General features: G+C 55.4%; 16 protein-coding genes. 7 read left to right on the plus strand and 9 right to left on the minus strand.

The genetic code is table 11. From position 1 onward, the window contains the following. The first annotated feature begins 106 nt into the window (after positions 1–106). The 7 genes from helR to EYR88_RS16340 all read left to right on the plus strand — a co-directional run bounded on the left by helR (position 107) and on the right by EYR88_RS16340 (position 8,163). A complete protein-coding gene (gene helR, locus EYR88_RS03605) occupies positions 107–2,251 on the plus strand; it encodes an RNA polymerase recycling motor ATPase HelR (protein ID WP_131088358.1) in 2,145 nt (714 codons plus the stop codon). Positions 2,252–2,280: 29 nt separating this feature from the next. Then, positions 2,281–3,528, plus strand: a complete 1,248-nt coding sequence (locus EYR88_RS03610; RefSeq protein WP_131088359.1) for a sensor histidine kinase — start codon at positions 2,281–2,283, stop codon at positions 3,526–3,528. Further along, on the plus strand, positions 3,525–4,142 hold the full coding sequence (locus tag EYR88_RS03615; RefSeq protein ID WP_131088360.1) for a response regulator transcription factor: 618 nt from the start codon (positions 3,525–3,527) through the stop codon (positions 4,140–4,142). The genes EYR88_RS03610 and EYR88_RS03615 overlap by 4 nt, the downstream gene beginning before the upstream one ends. 111 nt (positions 4,143–4,253) lie before the next feature. Continuing rightward, entirely contained in the window at positions 4,254–6,350 is a 2,097-nt protein-coding gene (locus tag EYR88_RS03620; RefSeq protein ID WP_131088361.1) for an MMPL family transporter, read from the plus strand. Further along, positions 6,343–6,786, plus strand: a complete 444-nt coding sequence (locus EYR88_RS03625) for a DUF2871 domain-containing protein (RefSeq protein WP_131088362.1) — start codon at positions 6,343–6,345, stop codon at positions 6,784–6,786. Before EYR88_RS03620 ends, EYR88_RS03625 begins: the two co-directional genes overlap by 8 nt. A gap of 142 nt (positions 6,787–6,928) precedes the next feature. After that, positions 6,929–7,189, plus strand: a complete 261-nt coding sequence (locus EYR88_RS16335) for a 3'-5' exonuclease (RefSeq protein WP_278184780.1) — start codon at positions 6,929–6,931, stop codon at positions 7,187–7,189. Next, entirely contained in the window at positions 7,165–8,163 is a 999-nt protein-coding gene (locus EYR88_RS16340) for an exonuclease domain-containing protein (RefSeq protein WP_278184781.1), read from the plus strand. The genes EYR88_RS16335 and EYR88_RS16340 overlap by 25 nt, the downstream gene beginning before the upstream one ends. 94 nt (positions 8,164–8,257) lie before the next feature. On the opposite strand, the gene EYR88_RS03635 is transcribed toward EYR88_RS16340, so the two are convergent. The 9 genes from EYR88_RS03635 to EYR88_RS03675 are packed head-to-tail and all read right to left on the minus strand — an operon-like array spanning position 8,258 to position 17,808. Then, complete coding sequence (locus EYR88_RS03635) at positions 8,258–9,712, minus strand: FAD-dependent oxidoreductase (protein WP_131088363.1); 1,455 nt, start codon at positions 9,710–9,712, stop codon at positions 8,258–8,260. 17 nt (positions 9,713–9,729) lie between these two features. Beyond that, on the minus strand, positions 9,730–10,509 hold the full coding sequence (gene cobA / locus EYR88_RS03640; RefSeq protein ID WP_131088364.1) for a uroporphyrinogen-III C-methyltransferase: 780 nt from the start codon (positions 10,507–10,509) through the stop codon (positions 9,730–9,732). Beyond that, positions 10,502–11,359 (minus strand): ABC transporter permease, encoded by an 858-nt coding sequence (locus EYR88_RS03645; RefSeq protein ID WP_131088365.1) that lies wholly within the window; start codon positions 11,357–11,359, stop codon positions 10,502–10,504. The genes cobA and EYR88_RS03645 overlap by 8 nt, the downstream gene beginning before the upstream one ends. Further along, on the minus strand, positions 11,331–12,074 hold the full coding sequence (locus EYR88_RS03650; protein ID WP_131088366.1) for an ABC transporter ATP-binding protein: 744 nt from the start codon (positions 12,072–12,074) through the stop codon (positions 11,331–11,333). Before EYR88_RS03650 ends, EYR88_RS03645 begins: the two co-directional genes overlap by 29 nt. Then, the gene (locus EYR88_RS03655; RefSeq protein WP_131088367.1) at positions 12,074–13,171 is read right to left on the minus strand and encodes an ABC transporter substrate-binding protein; all 1,098 of its coding nucleotides are present in this window, start codon (positions 13,169–13,171) and stop codon (positions 12,074–12,076) included. Before EYR88_RS03655 ends, EYR88_RS03650 begins: the two co-directional genes overlap by 1 nt. After that, positions 13,158–14,453 carry a GTP-binding protein gene (locus tag EYR88_RS03660; protein ID WP_131088368.1) on the minus strand — a complete coding sequence of 432 codons (1,296 nt, stop codon included), beginning with the start codon at positions 14,451–14,453 and terminating at the stop codon, positions 13,158–13,160. Before EYR88_RS03660 ends, EYR88_RS03655 begins: the two co-directional genes overlap by 14 nt. Position 14,454: 1 nt before the next feature. Then, positions 14,455–15,378, minus strand: coding sequence for a sulfate adenylyltransferase subunit CysD (gene cysD, locus EYR88_RS03665; RefSeq protein ID WP_131088369.1), 924 nt, complete (start codon positions 15,376–15,378; stop codon positions 14,455–14,457). A gap of 10 nt (positions 15,379–15,388) precedes the next feature. After that, positions 15,389–16,111: a phosphoadenylyl-sulfate reductase gene (locus EYR88_RS03670; RefSeq protein ID WP_131088370.1), complete on the minus strand. Its 723-nt coding sequence runs from the start codon at positions 16,109–16,111 to the stop codon at positions 15,389–15,391. Beyond that, entirely contained in the window at positions 16,108–17,808 is a 1,701-nt protein-coding gene (locus EYR88_RS03675) for a nitrite/sulfite reductase (protein WP_131088371.1), read from the minus strand. Before EYR88_RS03675 ends, EYR88_RS03670 begins: the two co-directional genes overlap by 4 nt. Positions 17,809–17,858 lie beyond the last annotated feature (50 nt).

Below are 17,858 nucleotides of genomic sequence, written 5' to 3' on the forward strand. Positions count from 1 at the left end.
AGCGCGTTGAGGGGGCCTTGCCGCAAGGCCCTACCCATGATTCATAATCAATAACTTCCCCTTTGAGCATCACCCACATCCGGGAGTCACCGTGCCAGAAAGAGCCATGAGCATCAGCTACTTTGAGATTTCCGAAAAATCATCCGACACCGAACCTTTCACCGCCCTCGACGAAGATCAGCAACGCTTAGATGAGATCGCCGCACGCGTAGAAGAACTGCGCAACGAAACCGTGCAGCGCATCGCCCGTCGCGGGAAAGACCACGCCGGCAACTTGCAACAATCCCTAGAACGCGACATTGAGCTCAACGAGTTAGGTCAAAGGCTTCGCCAGCTTGACCGCATGGGGCCCATTGCCTGCCTGGGGTTCATGCAAAACACGACTACCGGCGAGCGCCAGTACATCGGCCGCGTTGGGCTAAGCGATGCCGTAGGCAAGCAACTGATGCTCGATTGGCGCGCACCGGCTGCAGAACCATTTTTCGCAGCGACACATGAAAATCCTTGTGGCTTATCTCTACGCCGGCGTTATCGGTGGCGCCGTCAGGTCATCACCGATTTTTGGGATGAAGTGTTTGATTCATCGCTACTGTCCGAGCATCAAAAACTAGATGATCGCTCATCCTTCCTCGCTTCGCTCTCAAGCACTCGGACATCAAAGATGCAAGATGTCCTCTCAACCATTCAGACGGATCAAGACGCAATCATTCGCGCCAGCTCGAAAGGTGCACTGGTAGTTGATGGTGGGCCCGGAACCGGGAAAACCGTAGTCGCTCTTCACCGGGCGGCTTATTTGCTCTATGCGGATCCGCGCTTGCGCAGCCAAGGCGGCAAGATTTTGGTTGTCAGTCCACACGAAGCCTATTCAGCCTACGTCTCCGATATCCTGCCCAACCTTGGCGAGGAGGAAGTACAAATCTCAACGCTTTCGAACATAGTTTCGATTGAGGGTGAGGTGCTTGCCGAGACAGACCCGGACATCATTCGTATCAAGGCCAGTACCTCGATGCTCAATACTGTCCAGAGAGCGGTGAAGGTTTTCCAATTACCTCCGAATACCAGCTTGGAAATTCAACTCACTGACGGCCAAGTTACTCTTTCGCCTGAGCTGTGGCGCAACGCGGTATCGATGGTTGACTCCGCTACGCCTCATAACGAAGCAAGAGTTCAACTACGCGAGGCACTGATTGAACTGCTTCTGCCACACCTAGCCAGCGAAGCATCATTGCACCAGACCCTGCGCCATGAGCTCGAAAGAAATACCGACCTCGCTGCCCACCTCAATGAGTACTGGCCACTACTAGATCCAATGAATCTGTTGCGCAGCCTGTATACGACACCAGCGCTGCTGCGCTATAGCGGTGTAGAGCTGGGCGATGACGACATCAAGAAGTTACTCGCCGCTCCCTCAACACGTTCGTGGACCAATGCCGATATTCCGCTGATCGACTTGTCTCGCTCGCTGATCGGTGATCCCGCCAACGAATCAAAGCGGCAGCGCCGTGAAGCGACGGTGCGGGCAGAACGTCAACAGTGGAAAAGTGTGATCAGTGATTTAGTGCAGTCCGCTGACGATAAAGAGGACTTGAGTTCTCAATTGATCCACGAAGATCTTCAAGAGCAACTACTGAACCAACATCTTGAAGCCGACTCCGAAACGGAAATTTTCGATGGACCCTACTCACATGTCGTGATTGATGAAGCACAAGATCTGACTGACGTCCAGTGGGCCATGATCTTGCGCCGATGCCCCTCGGGCAGTTTAACGATTGTTGGAGATCGGGCCCAGGCATCAAGAGGCTTCACCGGTTCGTGGGAGGAACGCCTGAGTCATCTCGGGATCAGAGATGCCACGGTCTCGCAGCTACGGGTGAATTACCGTAGCACCGCACAAATCATGGAAGTTGCTGCCACGCAGATACACAGTCAGATGCCCGATGCCAACGTTCCTGACTCCCTGAGATCTGATGGAGAGTCGGTTCGCTTCGCCAGCCCAACACAGCTGACGTCGATTCTTGAGCAATGGCTGGCCAATCATCCAGAAGGTACAGCAGCTGTTATCGGCCACCCTGCCTACATTGCATCCAACCGGGTTAGCTCGCTTTCGCCAGAAAATGCCAAGGGCCTTGAATTCGATTTTGTGGCTGTCTACAAACCCGAAAACTTTGGCACCGGTCTATCGGGCGCAGTTCGGCGGTACGTTTCGATGACCCGGGCAACTGCCCAGTTGGTAGTGCTCACAGACCAGTAGTCAGCCACAGCTTTAGTAGGCTGGCATTCATGAGTACTAATGAGCCACAACGACTGGACCTAGAGATCCAGCAGCATTCCTTGGCATCGCCAAGGGTGCTGTTGTGGGGTCAGCATCTAGTCACGGCCATACTGCTGGTGATTGCGATGCTGCGACAAGTCTCAACGCCAGAGCATCTTTGGGCGGCCGTCCTGGTCTCGGTACTTTTTGCTTGCTGGTACGCCATGGGGTTCATTCCATTAACCAACAACAAGATCATCAACAGGCCCGCTTGGTGGTTAGCAATCCTCCTGACCATTTGGATAGTCAGCCTGTTTGTCTCTGCAGAATTCATGTGGCTAGCTTTTAGCCTCTGGCTCCTGCTGGGACACCAGCTTCCATTTGTACCGTCCATACTGTGGTCCGTTGTGGTCTACGCATTCACATTGATCGCACCCTTTCTACACCACGGGGAACTCAGCGTTGCCGCGGCGGCGGGCCCACTGGTCGGTGGCCTTTTCGCTTGGGGCATCTCGCGTGGTTACTTACAGATGGAACGCGATGCGCAGGAGCGCACCTCATTGGTCAACTCCCTGATGCGTGCTCAAGAAGAGACATCAGCCTTACAAGAGGAGCTGGCCCGTTCGCAGCATGAAGCAGGCATAGCAGCCGAGCGTACTCGGCTGGCCCGAGAAATCCATGACACCATTGCTCAGCAGCTTTCCTCAATCGGGTTACATGCAAAAGCCGCAAGCGCTGCAAGCAACCTCGATGCTGCCAACGAGGCTTTGGAACGGATCGACCATCTCTCCGGGCAGTCCCTGACAGACCTCCGCAGAATCATCGCCGCGCTGGCTCCAGCAGAACTTGATTCCCAAGCGCTCGCCGGAGCCCTCTCCCGCATCCTTGATGACTTCGCAACAGATTCCGGGGTGAAGAGCAGAGTAGATATTGAGCCTGGTTTACCCCTGCTCGATCCAAGCCTGCAGATTGCCCTGCTTCGTACCGCGCAGTCAGCCCTGTCCAACGTTCGACGCCATGCACAGGCCACCACTGTGGTGCTCAGCTTGAGCTACAGTGACGACGAAGTACGCCTAGACATCGTCGATGATGGGCGCGGCTTCACCCCACCGACTGGCAAACTGCAACACAATACGCCCGTAGGTGGCTTCGGGCTCACCGCCATGAACCGTCGGCTTAATGAACTTGGCGGAGGATTGGACGTAGAGAGCGCCATTGGCGAGGGTACTGCCCTCTGCGCTCACCTTCCACTGCACTTTGCAAAGGACAACTCATGATCAAGATCCTGCTCGTTGATGACCACCCGATTGTTCGCACTGGCCTTCGCGCATTGTTTGATAATTATGCGGATATCCACGTTGTCGGCGAGGTCTCCACCGGCGAGCAAGCCGTGGGCTTCGTCAAAGACACGGCGGTTGATGTGGTGCTGTGCGACCTGCGTTTAGGCGCCGGCATGAATGGTGCACAAACTACCGCTGCCATCCGTAAACGTCCCAAGGCTCCGCAAGTATTGATCTTGACGACCTTTGATAAAGATTCAGAGATATTAGCTTGTATTGAAGCTGGGGCCTGCGGTTATCTGCTCAAAGACGTCAGCGCTCAGACCATCGTCGAGTCCCTTCGACAAGCCGCTGCCGGTCACATGGTGCTAGCCCCAGAAATGACGCTGCGTGTTGTTGAAGGGATGCGCCGACCCAAAGTGGAACTCACTGCTCGTGAACGCGACGTGCTTTTACAACTCGCTACCGGTGCGGGCAATAAACAGATCGCCAAAGCGCTCTTTGTTTCCGAAGCTACGGTCAAAACGCATTTGGTTCACATCTTCGACAAGCTCCAGGCAACCACACGAACCGACGCAATCAATAAGGCTAAGGACCACGGTCTGCTCTAGTTCGCCCCTGGGGCAGAACAACACGCCAATGCCCGTCTCAACCTTTCGGTTGATCTTTTATTCAGCTCATTCCACGATGGATCGAACGGCAAATTCTCGTTAACTGGAACTATGAAAGTTTCAGTTATATCTCGGGTTGCTCAGTCATTGACCAGCCGCCGCGGCGCCCGCATTTGGGTCGGCGCAATAATCGTTTGTATCGCAATTCTTTTTGGAGCGCTTAGCAGTCTTGAAGCTCCAGCCCGTTCTGACAGTTCCTTAGTAGACGGCTCAGACTCGGCCAAGGTTCAACAGATCTTGGATGAGAACACCACCTCCAACAACACCACCGCCCTATTGGTCGCCACGAAGGCTGATAGTTCTGCTCTCACTAATCAAGACAAGAGCGCCCTAGACAGCCAAAGCAAGGCACTGTCCGAGGGTGCAAAGGTTACCGGTGGTCGCTTCTTGTTCAGCGATGATGAGCAAGCAGCGATGCTCCCGCTTTCCTGGAGCACGGTGTCTACCGAGGCAGACAAACAAACACTGCAGGATATCCGTGATTGGATTCAACAAAATCCAGTTCAGGGTCTTGATCTGCGAGTCACTGGTTCCACCGCCTTCGCAGTAGATATCACCAATGCGTTCGCAGGGGCCGATTTCACCTTGCTGGCAGTCACCGTAAGCATCGTTGCTGTGCTGCTCATCCTCACCTACCGTTCGCCTGTGCTGTGGTTGCTTCCGCTAGCCGTTGTAGGCATAGCCGACCGTAGCGCCTCGCTGGTAGCTAATCTGTTGGGCAACCTCTGGGGCTTAAGCTTCGACTCAGGCGTGCTCAGTGTCCTAGTCTTCGGTGCAGGTACCAACTACGCTCTGTTGTTGATCTCGCGCTACCGCGACGAACTGCACAAGACCGAAGACCATCGCCAGGCACTGAGCAAGGCATGGACTTCCAGCCTCGTAGCCATCCTGACTTCAAACCTCACCGTCGTCGTTGCGCTATTGACCCTCGGCCTAGCCGTCATGGACGACACTCGTGGACTAGGTATTGTCTGCGCGGCCGGACTATTGATCGCTGCAATCTTTGTTCTATTACTTCTGCCTCCCGCACTTGCAATGAGCGGACGCAAAGCCTTCTGGCCATTGATCCCTCGCCCCGGAACAGAAATCAAAAAAGAGAATTTCTTCGGACGTGCAGCACGAGTAGTAATGCTTCGTCCCGGACTGAACCTGACTGCCTTGGTAGTTCTCTTGCTGGTACTTGCTAGCGCGCTGGCCGGAACTCGAATCGGTTTGTCGCAGACGGAACAATTCCGTACGCCAACACAGTCGGCTACTGCGATGGAACAACTCTCGGCTCATTTCCCGGCCGGCGAAGCCCAACCAATTACGGTCCTTGCTCATGCAGATCAAGTTGATGCGCTGAACAGTCAGTTCGCTGGAGTAGAGAACGTGAAGCGTGTGGGCGCTGCAACGCAGGTAGGAACCTCGGACTGGCAGCAGATTTCCGTCATTCCCGAAGTTGATCCAAACTCAGCTGCGGCGAAGGAGCTAGTGACCGAGCTTCGCACGCTTACCGCAGATCAAGAGCAAGTACTCATTGGCGGACAAACCGCTGCGCAATTGGACTCACATCAAATGCACTTGCGTGATTTGTATGTGATTGCCCCATTGATCATGATCATCTGTTTGGTCATGCTCGGATGGCTCACTCGGTCGTGGCGTACAGCCTTAGCACTAGGGTTGGTAAACCTGCTCAGTGCCGCCGCTGCCGATGGGTTAGGCTCACTGGTTTCCTCACTCGTCTTTGACGCCAAGGCCCTGGACGTTCAGGTTCCACTCCTCGCCTTCGTCTTCTTGGTGGCGTTGGGTGTGGACTACACGATCTTCTTCACTCATCGGGTCCAACAAGACGCTCAAGACCTTGAACTCCGCAAAGCAGTAGTGCAGGCAGCAAGCCGCACCGGGTCAGTGATCACCAGCGCAGGCTTGGTTCTGGCGGGAGTCTTCGCAGCGTTGGCTACCTTGCCGCTCACCGTGCTGGGTCAGCTGGGCTTGATTGTCGGACTTGGCGTCTTACTCGACACCTTTGTTGTCCGAACGCTATTGCTCCCAGCGCTCTTCTCCGTATTGGGTTCAGCCAAGCGACCAATATTCGGCAAATCATCGTCCTCTGCAGAAGCTACTGCATATTCATCAGCTCTCAAAGAAAGTGAAATCAATGCGTAAGCTCGTCAACTTCTCCTTCATCTACATGATCCTCGGCGTCGCTTCAGGATTGTTCTACCGCGAATTCACCAAAATCAATCACTTCCCCGAAGGCCAGGCAACCCAGCTCTCGGTAGTGCACACACACTTGCTGATACTCGGCTTCATGATGCTCCTGTTGGTCCTACTTTTGGAAAAGGCGTTCACGCTGAGCAAGCACCGCAAGATGTTTGCATGGTTCATGGGTACCTACAACGTCGGTGTTGTTCTGACCGCCGGCATGCAGCTAACCCACGGCATCATGACCGTGCTAGGAATTGAATCATCTGCCATGATTTCTGGCATCGCGGGTCTAGGCCACATGTCAATCACTGCGGGCATGATCCTGCTGTTCATCATGCTTCGCCGTAACGTGACCGAAGACAAAACCATCGAAAAGGCTGCGGTTGCGAGCTAGACGGTAACCAAGGAAAAGCGACTATTGAAACAGCTCAGGCACTTAGTGCCTGAGCTGTTGTCTTTCCTGAGACGTTTTCTTCCCATACTGGGGTGTGTCCCTGCTATAAATTGAGGCAACAGCGTTCTCCGGAGGGGCAAAATTGAACAACGCATTATTCTCGATTGTAGATACAGAGACCACAGGGCTCTTTCCCGGAGGCAACGATCGCATCGCCGAAATTGCGATTGTCACCATGACTCGGTCGGGAGAGATCGTTGAACGATGGGAAACGCTGATAAATCCCCAGCGCGACCTTGGCAAACAATCAATTCATGGAATCCAGAGTCGCGACATACTGGCCGCTCCGACCTTCCAACAAGTCGCGGAAGAACTCCATTGGAGGCTCTCGGTACGGTTCTAGTCGCTCACAACCTTTCGTTTGACGCTCGATTCCTTGAAACGGAATTCCGAAATACTTCCGTACCTGTTCCAGTTGATTTTCTAGACCAGGGTATTTGCACCATGCGAATGTCGCATCGATATTTGCAGGGCGCTGGCCGGTCTCTGCAGGACTGTTGCGACTCATTTGGCATCGAACTGCAAAACTCCCACAGCGCTGCAGGTGACGCCGCAGCTACCGCGGTGCTACTGGCTCGTTACATGGAACTAGATCCTGACGAACGCGAATGGGACACCAAACTACAATTTGCATCGGCCGCTGCCTGGTTTTCTTCAGAACCCCAAAATCGAATCGTTCCCGTGATTCGCCAATCGACTTCCAAGAAACCCACAGAGCATTTTCTCGAAAAGCTGGCGGGTGAACTTCCCGAGTTTCTCGGGACTGGATCAGAAGAAAACTATCTAGCGCTACTAGATCTGGCACTCATGGATCGATACCTCTCAGCTCACGAAGAATCGCAATTGATTCAAGCTGCTCAGGAAATCGGATTAGACAAAGATCGTGCTCTGGCACTGCACAAAATCTATTTTCAGCAGCTCGTTGATACCGCTTGTTCAGACGGAATTCTCACCGATGAGGAAATCAAGGATCTCGAAAAGGTCATCACTTTGCTTGGACTGCCGCAGACACTGATCGATTCGGTTCGAGATCGGCCAGCTGAGTTCGAATCCAACAAGCGTCCTCCGCTTGGACACCAGAGCGCAGGAATCGCACCCGGATCCTTGGTCGTCTTAACTGGAGACATGAGTCAACCGCGCTCGGATATCGAGGCAAAGCTTAGTTCCGCTGGATACACGCCACACAGAGCGATAACGAAAAAGGTAGCGTTATTGGTTGCCGCTGACCCTGACTCGCTTTCGGGTAAGGCCAAAAAGGCCCGGGACTACGGAATACCAGTAGTCGGCGAGGACTATCTATGGAAGACGCTGCTGTAACTCACGAACGTAGGCAAATACACCAATGGCGGTGACTGCTAGCAATTTCTTGCTAGCGGCCACCGCCATTGAGCACCAGAGTCTGGGGTAAAGCTTACAGACTCTCAGCTAATTTTTTTGCGCGGGAGATTTCCAAGAGCTCTTCACGCTCTACAACCTTCACGCGGTCACGGGTGATGTCACCGAAGCGAGTGGAGACGGTGCCTGCGGACGCGCCCAGGTCCTTCTCGTGCTCATCCAAGGTCTTCCAGCCGTCCCAATCCGAGTAAGCAACTTCGCGGCTTTCAAGCAGCTCAGAAATCGACTCTGTCGACTCTGGCTGAGCCAGGTTGCCCAAATCTTCAAGCAGGTGGGTGATGGTCTCAAGAGCGTCGCCCTTAGTGTGACCGATCAGGCCGATAGGTCCACGCTTGATCCAACCAGTAGCGTACAGGCCAGTTACATGGGTACCTGCTGCGTCAAGAACGCGGCCTTCCACGTTTGGAAGAACACCCTTGGCGCCGTCGTATTCGATTTCTTCAACTGCGGAGCCGAAGTAACCAACTGCACGGTAGATAGCCTGCAGTGGGTAGTCAACAAACTCGCCGGTGCCGCGGGCGCCGCCGTTTCCATCAAGTTCGTTGCGCTCTACCTGCAGACCGGTAACCTTGCCGTCTTCGCCGAGAACCTCAACTGGGGACTGCAAGAAGTGCAGGTGCAGGCGACGTGAAGCGCTTGGTTCCTCTTCACGTTCCTCCTGCTCAATGAGCCAGTTGGTCAAGGTGGAGACCATGGTCTTGGTCTGGTTGTTGCTCTTCATAGCTTCATCCGAAGCCTTGTCGAACTCAAAGTCCTCTGGGTAAAGGACGATGTCTACATCCTTGGAGTGCGAAAGTTCGCGCAATTCCAGTGGGGTGAACTTCACCTGAGCTGGACCACGACGGCCAAAGACGTGCACGTCGGTCACGGCGGAGTCATTGAGCTGCTCGTAGATGTGCTCAGGAATCTCCGTTTCCAACAGCTGGTCAGCGTGCTTGGAGAGGATACGTGCCACGTCCAAGGCAACGTTGCCGTTACCGATAACAGCAACTTCCTTGGCCGAAAGATCCCAGTTCTTATCAGCATCTGGGTGTGCGTCGTACCAAGAAACGAAGTCTGCACCGCCGAAGGATCCTTCGAAGTCGATGCCTGGGATATTCAGGTCCGCATCCTTCTGGGCGCCGGTGGAGATGATCACGGCGTCGTAGCGTGCTCGTAGATCTTCTAGGCTGATGTCGCGGCCAAGGCCAACGTTGCCGTAGAAATCGATCCAGTCATTATTAAGCACCTTGTGCAAAGCGTTGATAATGCCCTTGATGCGCGGGTGATCCGGGGACACACCGTAGCGGATCAGACCGAAAGGAGTAGGCAACTCATCGAAGAGGTCTACATGTAGCTTCAGTTCACCCGAGGCGACTGGCTGGCTCTTGTTCAGCAGGTCCGCGGCGTAGATGCCAGCAGGACCGGCGCCAACAATGGCTACACGCAGTGCGCGGGAGTTTAGGTGCTCTGGGACGATAATTTCACTCATCAAACAACTTCTCTTTCTTAGTCAACGAATGAGGCCGGCTCGGTGGCATCGGCGTTCTCTAGCGGCAGGAGGTCTACCAGTTGGTCGGAGGCTTCCGGGGCTAGCCGAACGACATCACCAATAACGATGACGGCCGGATTCGCCACTGCGGCCTTGCGGGCGCGCACTACAATCTCTTCTAGCGTACCGATAGTTGTGCGTTGCGTCTGTGAGTAACCTCGCTCAACTATCGCAATCGGCGTACTTGACGGCAAACCTCGGGTAAGCAATGTCTCAACAATTAGTGGCAAATTAGATACGCCCATCAGCACCGCCAGGGTGTGATCAGAGCGAACCGGAACATCTGCAAGTTCAGTGTGACCACTAACTACGGTGAATCCAGTGGCGATCCCCCGGTGAGTGACAGGAATTCCTGCAGCACCCGGCACCGAAATCGCGCTGGTGACACCAGGAATCACGCGAGTGGAAATTCCGTATTTGGCTGCGTAAAGCACTTCTTCGCCGCCACGGCCCAAAACAAATGGGTCCCCGCCCTTGAGGCGAACAACGTGCTTGCCTTCCAGCGCGTATTTGACCAGCAGTTCGTTGGTCTCGTCTTGGGTCTTCACGTGACAGCCCGGGCCCTTGCCCACATCGATGACGGCAACATCATCTGAGAGGTCTGCCAACAATGCGGTGGGACCCAAACGGTCTGCCAGAACAACATCTGCGGAAAGCAAAGCCTTGTATCCGGCTACGGTGATCAGCTCTGGATCTCCCGGGCCACCACCAATAAGGGTGATATGTCCTTTAGCCATTGCTCTCCCCCGTACGGCTCATGCCACGGTCACGCAATAGTTTGCGTTCAATAGGAGCGAAGACGGCCAATTCAATGAGTACACCAACCAACAGGATGGTGAGAATCACCAGCATAACCAGCGAAAGATCTGCCAAGTCGCGTCCTCGTTGAAGCAATGAGCCAACGCCCAGGGCCAACGAACCACCAACGGCAATGAGTTCTGCAGCCATCAATGAACGCCAAGCAAATGCCCAGCCCTGACGTAGACCAGCTACGTACCCAGGCATAGCTGCTGGTAACTCAATGTGCAGCATGTGCTCCCACTTGGAAGCACCGAGCACCTTGGACAGCGACTTGTACTGCGAAGGAATCATGTCAATGCCCGAAAGCAAGCCATTGATAATCGATGGAATCGCACCCAGCAACAGCACCGTGTAAATGGTTGCGTCGCTGAGACCAAAAAGAATAATGGCTGCTGGCACCCACGCGATAGACGGCAAAACCTGCATAGCCGAAACCAACGGGCCCACGCCCTTGCGCAGCAATGGCTGGTGCGCAAGGAGCAAAGCTAACGGTGTTGAGATCACCACGGCAATCACAAATCCGCTCACTGCGCGGAAGAGTGAATTGCCCACAGCCGATACAAGCGAACCGTCGGCAAGCAGCTGCGGAAGCTTTTGCGCCACAGATATTGGACCTGGGAACAAGTCTTCACGCAGCGGGCTAACCCACGAAACGATCTGCCACAGGCTCACCAGTACTACCACGGTAAGCAACGGAGCAACCAGTGCATCGAGCCGGCCACTAGGGCGCAGCTTGAGGGCAAGCACGGGCTTCAACTTAGTTCGAGATTCGGTCATTGAGCTCATGTTTCCGTTGCTCCTTCCTTAGGATCGTGGTCAGTTCATCGGCCAGGGCCGCTGCTTGGGTCGGGTTATTGCGTAGCTCATCGGTGATGCGCCGGGTTTCCAGGATGCGTCCCGGGTGGGAGGAGAGCACCAGAATTCGACCGGAGAGTCGAATCGCTTCGCGTACATTGTGAGTCACGAAGATGATGGTCTTGCCCGTCTGTTCCCACAACGAGCGCAGTTGTTCGTGCAACATGTCACGGGTTATCGCGTCAAGAGCCGCAAATGGCTCATCCATCAAGAGAACCTGTCGGTCCTGAGCCAAGGCTCGGGCTAGGGCCACTCGCTGACGCATACCGCCTGACAGCTCATGCGGTTTTTTGTTGCTGGCATGTCCTAGCTGGACCAGCTTGAGCAGTTCTTCAACTCGCGCTCCGCGTTTGTCCGCCGGATGTCCGGCAAGCTTTAACGCCAAATCGACATTTTCACTCGCGGTGAGCCATGGCAGCAGGTTCGCGTCCTGGAACATGAATGCTGCGCCATCTTTGGGAACTTCGAGCCAGCCCGAGGTTGGTGCAAGGAGACCAGCAATCATGTTCAGCAACGAGGACTTGCCACAGCCCGAGGCACCGAGGACGGCAATAAATTCGCCGTCTTCAATTTCTGTGCTGAGCCGGTCGATAACCAGCCCGGTACCCGGGTAGCTCAGGGAAACTTCATTTAGCAGAACTCCCATTACCGCTCCTGTTTGTCGAGAAAACGAGTGTCAACCAGTCCGTCAGCGTCTCCGCCGGTTCCAACGCCTACGGCCAGAGCGTGGTCAACCAGCTCTTGGTAAGTTTCCGGAAGCGGATCAGAACTAAAGTTGACTTCCTTCAGTGCAGCGGCAATAACCGCTTCATCAAAGGTGCTGCCGTTGGCCTTGGCCAACGCTTCTTGCACTGCCTTCAACTTTTCCTTGTCGTCAGCGGTGTTCAGCCAATCAATTGCTTCAGTATTGGCATCCACCAATTTCTGAACAGTTTCCGGGTGGCTTGCCATGAAATCTTTTGAAACCACAAGAACGGTGGTTGGGAACTTACCCTCAGGCCACAGATCAGCTTCATTCACCAATCGGTGACCGCCGTTCTTTTCAACAAGCAATGAGGCATAAGGTTCTGGAACCCATGCGCCGTCAATCTCACCGCGGCCAAAGAGCTGAGCGACTGTGCCATTCGAGCTTGGTGTCACGGTGGCATCCTGGCTCAGTTTTAGGCCTTTGACGTAATTGCGTAGGGCCACGTCCTGGGTTCCGCCGAACTGTGGGCTTGCCAGGTTAGTCCCCGCCAATTGCTCTGGATTGGTGATCTTGTCGTTGACAACTAAACTTGCGCCACCGTAAGCGACACCGGAGATCACATTCAGCGACTCACCATGGCTGGACAGGTAACTGTTCAGCGCTGGGTTTGGCCCCAAATATGCGGCGTCAATAGCCCCGGAATTCAAGGCTTCCACTGCAGCCGGTCCGGCGTTGAAGATCTGGCTTTCAATCTTCGTGCCGTCCGAGTCCAGCTGGTCTTTGAGAATTCCCTTGGACTGTGAAATGAGCGCTGGCGCGTGGGTGAGGTTAGCGAAGTAACCAATCTTCAGTTCTTCGGCCGGGCCTTTATCAGCGGCGTTGGCCTGAATCTCATTTGGCCCTGGCAGGAAGGTGGTCACAACAGCTGCGGCTGCCAAGACCCCCACAGCGGCTAGGCCTAGGAACCGGCTACGGTACCCGGTCTTGCCGCTGTGTGCGGTCAAACGTACGCGGTCTTTGTTTTCTGCGGGCTCTGGCAGATCAGGCTGCTTCATTGTTTTCCTCGATGATCCCCGCAGCCAGGGTGCGCCCGGAGGTAGGATCAATCAACAGGAAACTACCGCCAGTACGCGAAGTTGCATACTGCTCGATGGCCAATGCTGCCTGGCTACGCAGGGTGATGCGACCCAGGTCATTGAGCTCCAAGCTATCGGCAGGATGCTGCGAGTAGTCGGCCACGTTGATGACATAGTCAACGGTGGAAAGCTTCGCTGCAGCTACCTTGGTACCGTGCTTGATCAGCAGGCGTTGGCCGTTGGTTAGCTTCACCGGATCCAAGACGCAGATATTCGCTTGGAATTCGCGCTGTGGGGTTGGCAGCTCACCGGCCACGATCGTGTCGCCTCGAGCAATGTCCAGGTTGGAATCAAGTTCAACAACAATTGCGTCGCCGGCCTGAGCCTGCGTGGATTCGCCTGCTGGGGTACTGATCCCCTTCACCCGGCTGGTGACAGGATGACCATTGGAGAGCACCTGTACGGTGTCCCCCACATTCAGGACGCCATCTACCAAGGTGCCCGCGTAGCCACGGTAATCGCGGTACTGTTCTGGATCTAGCCCTGGAGCAAGTGCACCCTGCGGACGGATCACGTACTGTACGTCCAGTCGTGCAACGCCGCCGTTAAGCTTTGGTTCGATGTCTTCCAGCAGACCGAGCAGGGTTGGTCCGGTGTACCAGCTAGCTGCCTGCGAAGGCTCAACGACGTTATCGCCCTGTAGTGCAGAGACTGGAATAACGGTGGTGGATTGGACGCCCAACTCAGCTGCGAGGGATAGTACTTCAGCTTCAATGTCGCCGAAGCCCTTTTCATCCCAACCGATTAGGTCCATCTTGTTCACGGCCACTACCAGGCGTGGCACACGCAGCAAGGCGAGCACACCGAGGTGGCGACGGGTCTGTTCCAATACGCCATTACGTGCGTCAACCAAAACGATCGCCGCATCAGCGGTGGACGCACCGGTGACGGTGTTACGGGTGTACTGAACGTGGCCCGGGCAGTCGGCCAGGATGAACGAACGCCTGTCGGTGGAGAAGTAGCGGTAGGCAACATCAATGGTGATGCCCTGCTCGCGTTCTGCACGCAAACCGTCGGTGACCAAAGCTAGATCCAGGGTTCCGTCGGCACCGCCAAAGCCGCGTTCGGCGCTGGTACGTGCGATGTCATCCAGCGAGTCAGCAAGAATTGCCTTGGCGTCGTGAAGCAGGCGGCCAACCAAAGTTGATTTGCCGTCGTCCACCGAACCAGCGGTGGCGATGCGCAATAGTGTGGTCGTCATTTTAGAAGTACCCTTCGGTCTTGCGGTCTTCCATACCCGCGGCGGAAATGCGATCATCGGCACGGGTAGCGCCGCGTTCAGTCACGGTGGCGATGGCCAATTCGTCCAGCACCTTGCCAACGGTGTCAGCTGCGGAGAGCACCGCACCGGTGCAGCTAGCGTCACCAACGGTGCGGTAACGAACCTGCTTGAGGATCACTGGCTCGTCCTCGTTGGGCTGACTGACCGGGGTCAGCGCACGCCACATGCCATCGCGTTCAAAAACTTCGCGGGTGTGGGCAAAGTAGATCGGAGGCAGTTCAATATTTTCGCGCTCGATGTAGGCCCAGATGTCGCGTTCGGTCCAATTGGAGATCGGGAACGCGCGTACGTGCCAGTCCGGCTCGTGACGTCCGTTGTAGAGGCTCCAGATTTCTGGGCGCTGATTACGTGGATCCCACACACCAAATTCATCGCGCAGCGAGAGGATGCGTTCCTTGGCGCGGGCCTTGTCTTCGTCACGGCGTGCGCCGCCGAAGACAACGTCAAAGCCGTTGTTTTCAATGGTGTCCAGCAGAACACGAGTCTGCAGGCGGTTACGGGTACCGTCTGGCAGTTCGGTGAGCTCACCGCGGTCGATGTATTCCTGAACGGAACCAACCACGAGGTTCAGTCCGTACTTTTCCACGACGGAGTCACGGAAGCTCAGGACCTCGTCAAAGTTGTGGCCGGTGTCGATGTGTACCACTGGGATTGGCACGCGCAGTGGTGCCACGGCCTTAGCCAACAGGTGCAGGACTACAACGGAGTCCTTGCCGCCGGAGAAGAGCAGACCTGGCTTCTCAAATTCGGCAAGTACTTCGCGGATGATGTGAATGGATTCGGCTTCCAGAGCGTCCAAGACGCTGCGCTGGGTGCCTGTCGGGGCGTTAGCGATAATAGTCATGGCCTTTTCCTTAGATGTGGATGCCGCACTCGGTCTTGTTTAGTCCTGCCCAACGGCCGGCGCGAGGGTCTTCGCCCTCAGCAACTGGCTTGGTGCAGGGTTCACAACCGATGGATGGGTAGCCATTAGAGAGCAAGAGGTTCACTGGAACCTGCTTTTCGGTGGCGTAGTCAATGAGCTCGTCAAAGGTCCACGGTGCCAGCGGGTTGAACTTGATCAGGCCGTGCTTTTCATCAAAAGTGATCAGCTCAGTGTTGGTTCGAGTTGGCGCTTCGTCACGACGTACGCCGGTAAACCATGCACTGTAGCCAGCCAGCGACTTGGCCAGCGGATCAACCTTGCGCATCTGGCAGCAGGCCGCAGGATTGCTAGCAAAGAGATCCTTGCCGTACTTTTCATCCTGTTCAGCAACGCTGAGTTCTGGAAAAACGTCTACGACGTTGACGTCCAAAGAGCGGGCAACTTCATCTCGGGTGCTGCGGGTTTCCACAAAGTGGTATCCGGTATCGAGGAAGAGCACATCTACCTTAGGTAGTTGTTCGGCCACTAGGTGTGGAAGAACCGCATCGGCCATCGAGCAGGCGACAGCAACTTCATTAACATCTAGGTGCTTAGCGGCAAAGGCGATAACCTCGGCCGCGGTGGCGTCCCATCCCAGTTCTTCGGCGCCGAGCTTTGCGATTTCGCGCAGTTCGGCTTCGGTACGGGCGCGGGTTGGAGTCTGTTCGCTCATTTCAGTTCATCCTCTTCTGCTCGGTGTGCCCACGAGGCGAATGATTCACCTTCGGTGGCGGTTTCCGAGTAGTTCTTCACAACACGTTCAACGTATTCGGGCAATTCATCGGCGGCGACCTTCAGGCCTCGCACGGTACGGCCCAAGGCGGCCTCGCCATTTTCGTAACCGGCAAGGGTACCGCCTAGGTGTACCTGGAATCCGGAAACCTGTTCGCCCTGGTCATTGGTGATCAGCTGTCCCTTAAACCCAATGTCAGCGGTTTGGATACGGGCGCAAGAGTTCGGGCAACCATTAACATGCAGGCTCAGTGCACGTGGCAGCTTGCCCTCGTGGTCTTTAAGACGATCTTCGATCTTTGCTACGGCATCAATCGTTGTGTCCTTGGTGTCCACAATGGCCAGCTTGCAGAATTCAATGCCGGTGCAGGCGATAGCCGAACGCTTAAACAGGCTTGGATAGGCCTCAAGCTTCAGTTCGCGGGCAGCACCGACAAAGTCCTTCACATTGTCCTTAGGAATATCCAAGGCAATGATCTTCTGGTGTGGGGTGGTGCGCAGTCGGGTGGAGCCATGGGACTGCACCAGATCTGCCAAAGCGATCAGCGACGAGCCCGAAACGCGTCCGGCCGGAGCGGTCAGGCCGATGTAGAACTTGCCATCCTTCTGCTCGTGTACTCCGCTGTGGTCCCCTGCTTCTTCAGGCTGAACCGGCAACGGCCCATCAGGAAGTTCATATCCGAGGTATTCGTCCTGCAGCACCTGACGGAACTTTTCGGTGCCCCACTCGGCCAGCAAGAACTTCAGACGTGCACGGTTGCGTAGGCGACGGAAACCGTAGTCACGGAATATCGAAACAACGCCTTCCCAAACATCGGGAGCTTGCTCTTCGGTGACAAAGGCACCCAATCGTTCGCCTAGGCGTGGGTTTGCAGACAAGCCGCCGCCAACCCACAGGTCATAGCCCGCGCCCAATTCAGGGTGAACCGTAGCGATCAAACCGATGTCGTTGATTTCGTGCACAACGTCTTGGCTTGGGTGGCCGGTGATGGCGGTTTTGAATTTGCGAGGAAGGTTCGCGAACTCTGGGCGACCAATGTAGCGACGGGAAATCTCAGCAATCACCGGGCTTGGATCAATAAGTTCGTCCTTGCTGATGCCAGCTACAGGAGAACCGAGGATGACGCGCGGCACGTCGCCGCAGGCCTCGGTGGTGTGTAGGCCTACAGCTTCAAGTCGCTGCCAGATCTCTGGGACGTCAACAACGTCGATCCAGTGCAGCTGAATGTTCTGACGATCGGTCAGATCCGCAGTGTCGCGGGCGAAGTCGACGGAGATCTGGCCGATGACGCGCAACTGCTCAGTGGTTAGCGCGCCACCGTCGATGCGCACGCGCAGCATGAAGTAGCGATCTTCAAGTTCTTCAGGGGTCAGCGTTGCAGTCTTGCCACCGGGGATGCCCTGGGCACGCTGGGTGTAAAGGCCCCACCAGCGGAAGCGTCCGTGCAGGTCCTCAGGATCAATGGAGTCGAAGCCTTGCTTGGAGTAAACGTTCTCGATACGTTCACGCACATTCAGGCCGTTATCGGCGGCCTTCATCTCTTCGTTGGCGTTCAGCGGCGTGGTGCCGTCGATTTTCCATTGGCCGTTGGGCTTTGACGCCCGTTTTGGACGAGCGGGTGTGGTTGTCTGCGTCATGTATTCAAGCGTAGAAACCTACCCCATGGGGTCAGCAAGCGCGTGCGGTC

The organism is Arthrobacter sp. S41 (assembly GCF_004320535.1).
Taxonomy (GTDB): Bacteria; Actinomycetota; Actinomycetes; order Actinomycetales; family Micrococcaceae; genus Glutamicibacter.

Bases quoted from the DNA above. Each gene is read 5' to 3' on its own strand.
- helR (WP_131088358.1), top strand. From the start codon at position 107: ATGAGCATCAGCTACTTTGAGATTTCCGAAAAATCATCCGACACCGAA.
- EYR88_RS03610 (WP_131088359.1), top strand. From the start codon at position 2,281: ATGAGTACTAATGAGCCACAACGACTGGACCTAGAGATCCAGCAGCAT.
- EYR88_RS03615 (WP_131088360.1), top strand. From the start codon at position 3,525: ATGATCAAGATCCTGCTCGTTGATGACCACCCGATTGTTCGCACTGGC.
- EYR88_RS03620 (WP_131088361.1), top strand. From the start codon at position 4,254: ATGAAAGTTTCAGTTATATCTCGGGTTGCTCAGTCATTGACCAGCCGC.
- EYR88_RS03625 (WP_131088362.1), top strand. From the start codon at position 6,343: ATGCGTAAGCTCGTCAACTTCTCCTTCATCTACATGATCCTCGGCGTC.
- EYR88_RS03635 (WP_131088363.1), bottom strand. From the start codon at position 9,712: ATGAGTGAAATTATCGTCCCAGAGCACCTAAACTCCCGCGCACTGCGT.
- cobA (WP_131088364.1), bottom strand. From the start codon at position 10,509: ATGGCTAAAGGACATATCACCCTTATTGGTGGTGGCCCGGGAGATCCA.
- EYR88_RS03645 (WP_131088365.1), bottom strand. From the start codon at position 11,359: ATGAGCTCAATGACCGAATCTCGAACTAAGTTGAAGCCCGTGCTTGCC.
- EYR88_RS03650 (WP_131088366.1), bottom strand. From the start codon at position 12,074: ATGGGAGTTCTGCTAAATGAAGTTTCCCTGAGCTACCCGGGTACCGGG.
- EYR88_RS03655 (WP_131088367.1), bottom strand. From the start codon at position 13,171: ATGAAGCAGCCTGATCTGCCAGAGCCCGCAGAAAACAAAGACCGCGTA.
- EYR88_RS03660 (WP_131088368.1), bottom strand. From the start codon at position 14,453: ATGACGACCACACTATTGCGCATCGCCACCGCTGGTTCGGTGGACGAC.
- cysD (WP_131088369.1), bottom strand. From the start codon at position 15,378: ATGACTATTATCGCTAACGCCCCGACAGGCACCCAGCGCAGCGTCTTG.
- EYR88_RS03670 (WP_131088370.1), bottom strand. From the start codon at position 16,111: ATGAGCGAACAGACTCCAACCCGCGCCCGTACCGAAGCCGAACTGCGC.
- EYR88_RS03675 (WP_131088371.1), bottom strand. From the start codon at position 17,808: ATGACGCAGACAACCACACCCGCTCGTCCAAAACGGGCGTCAAAGCCC.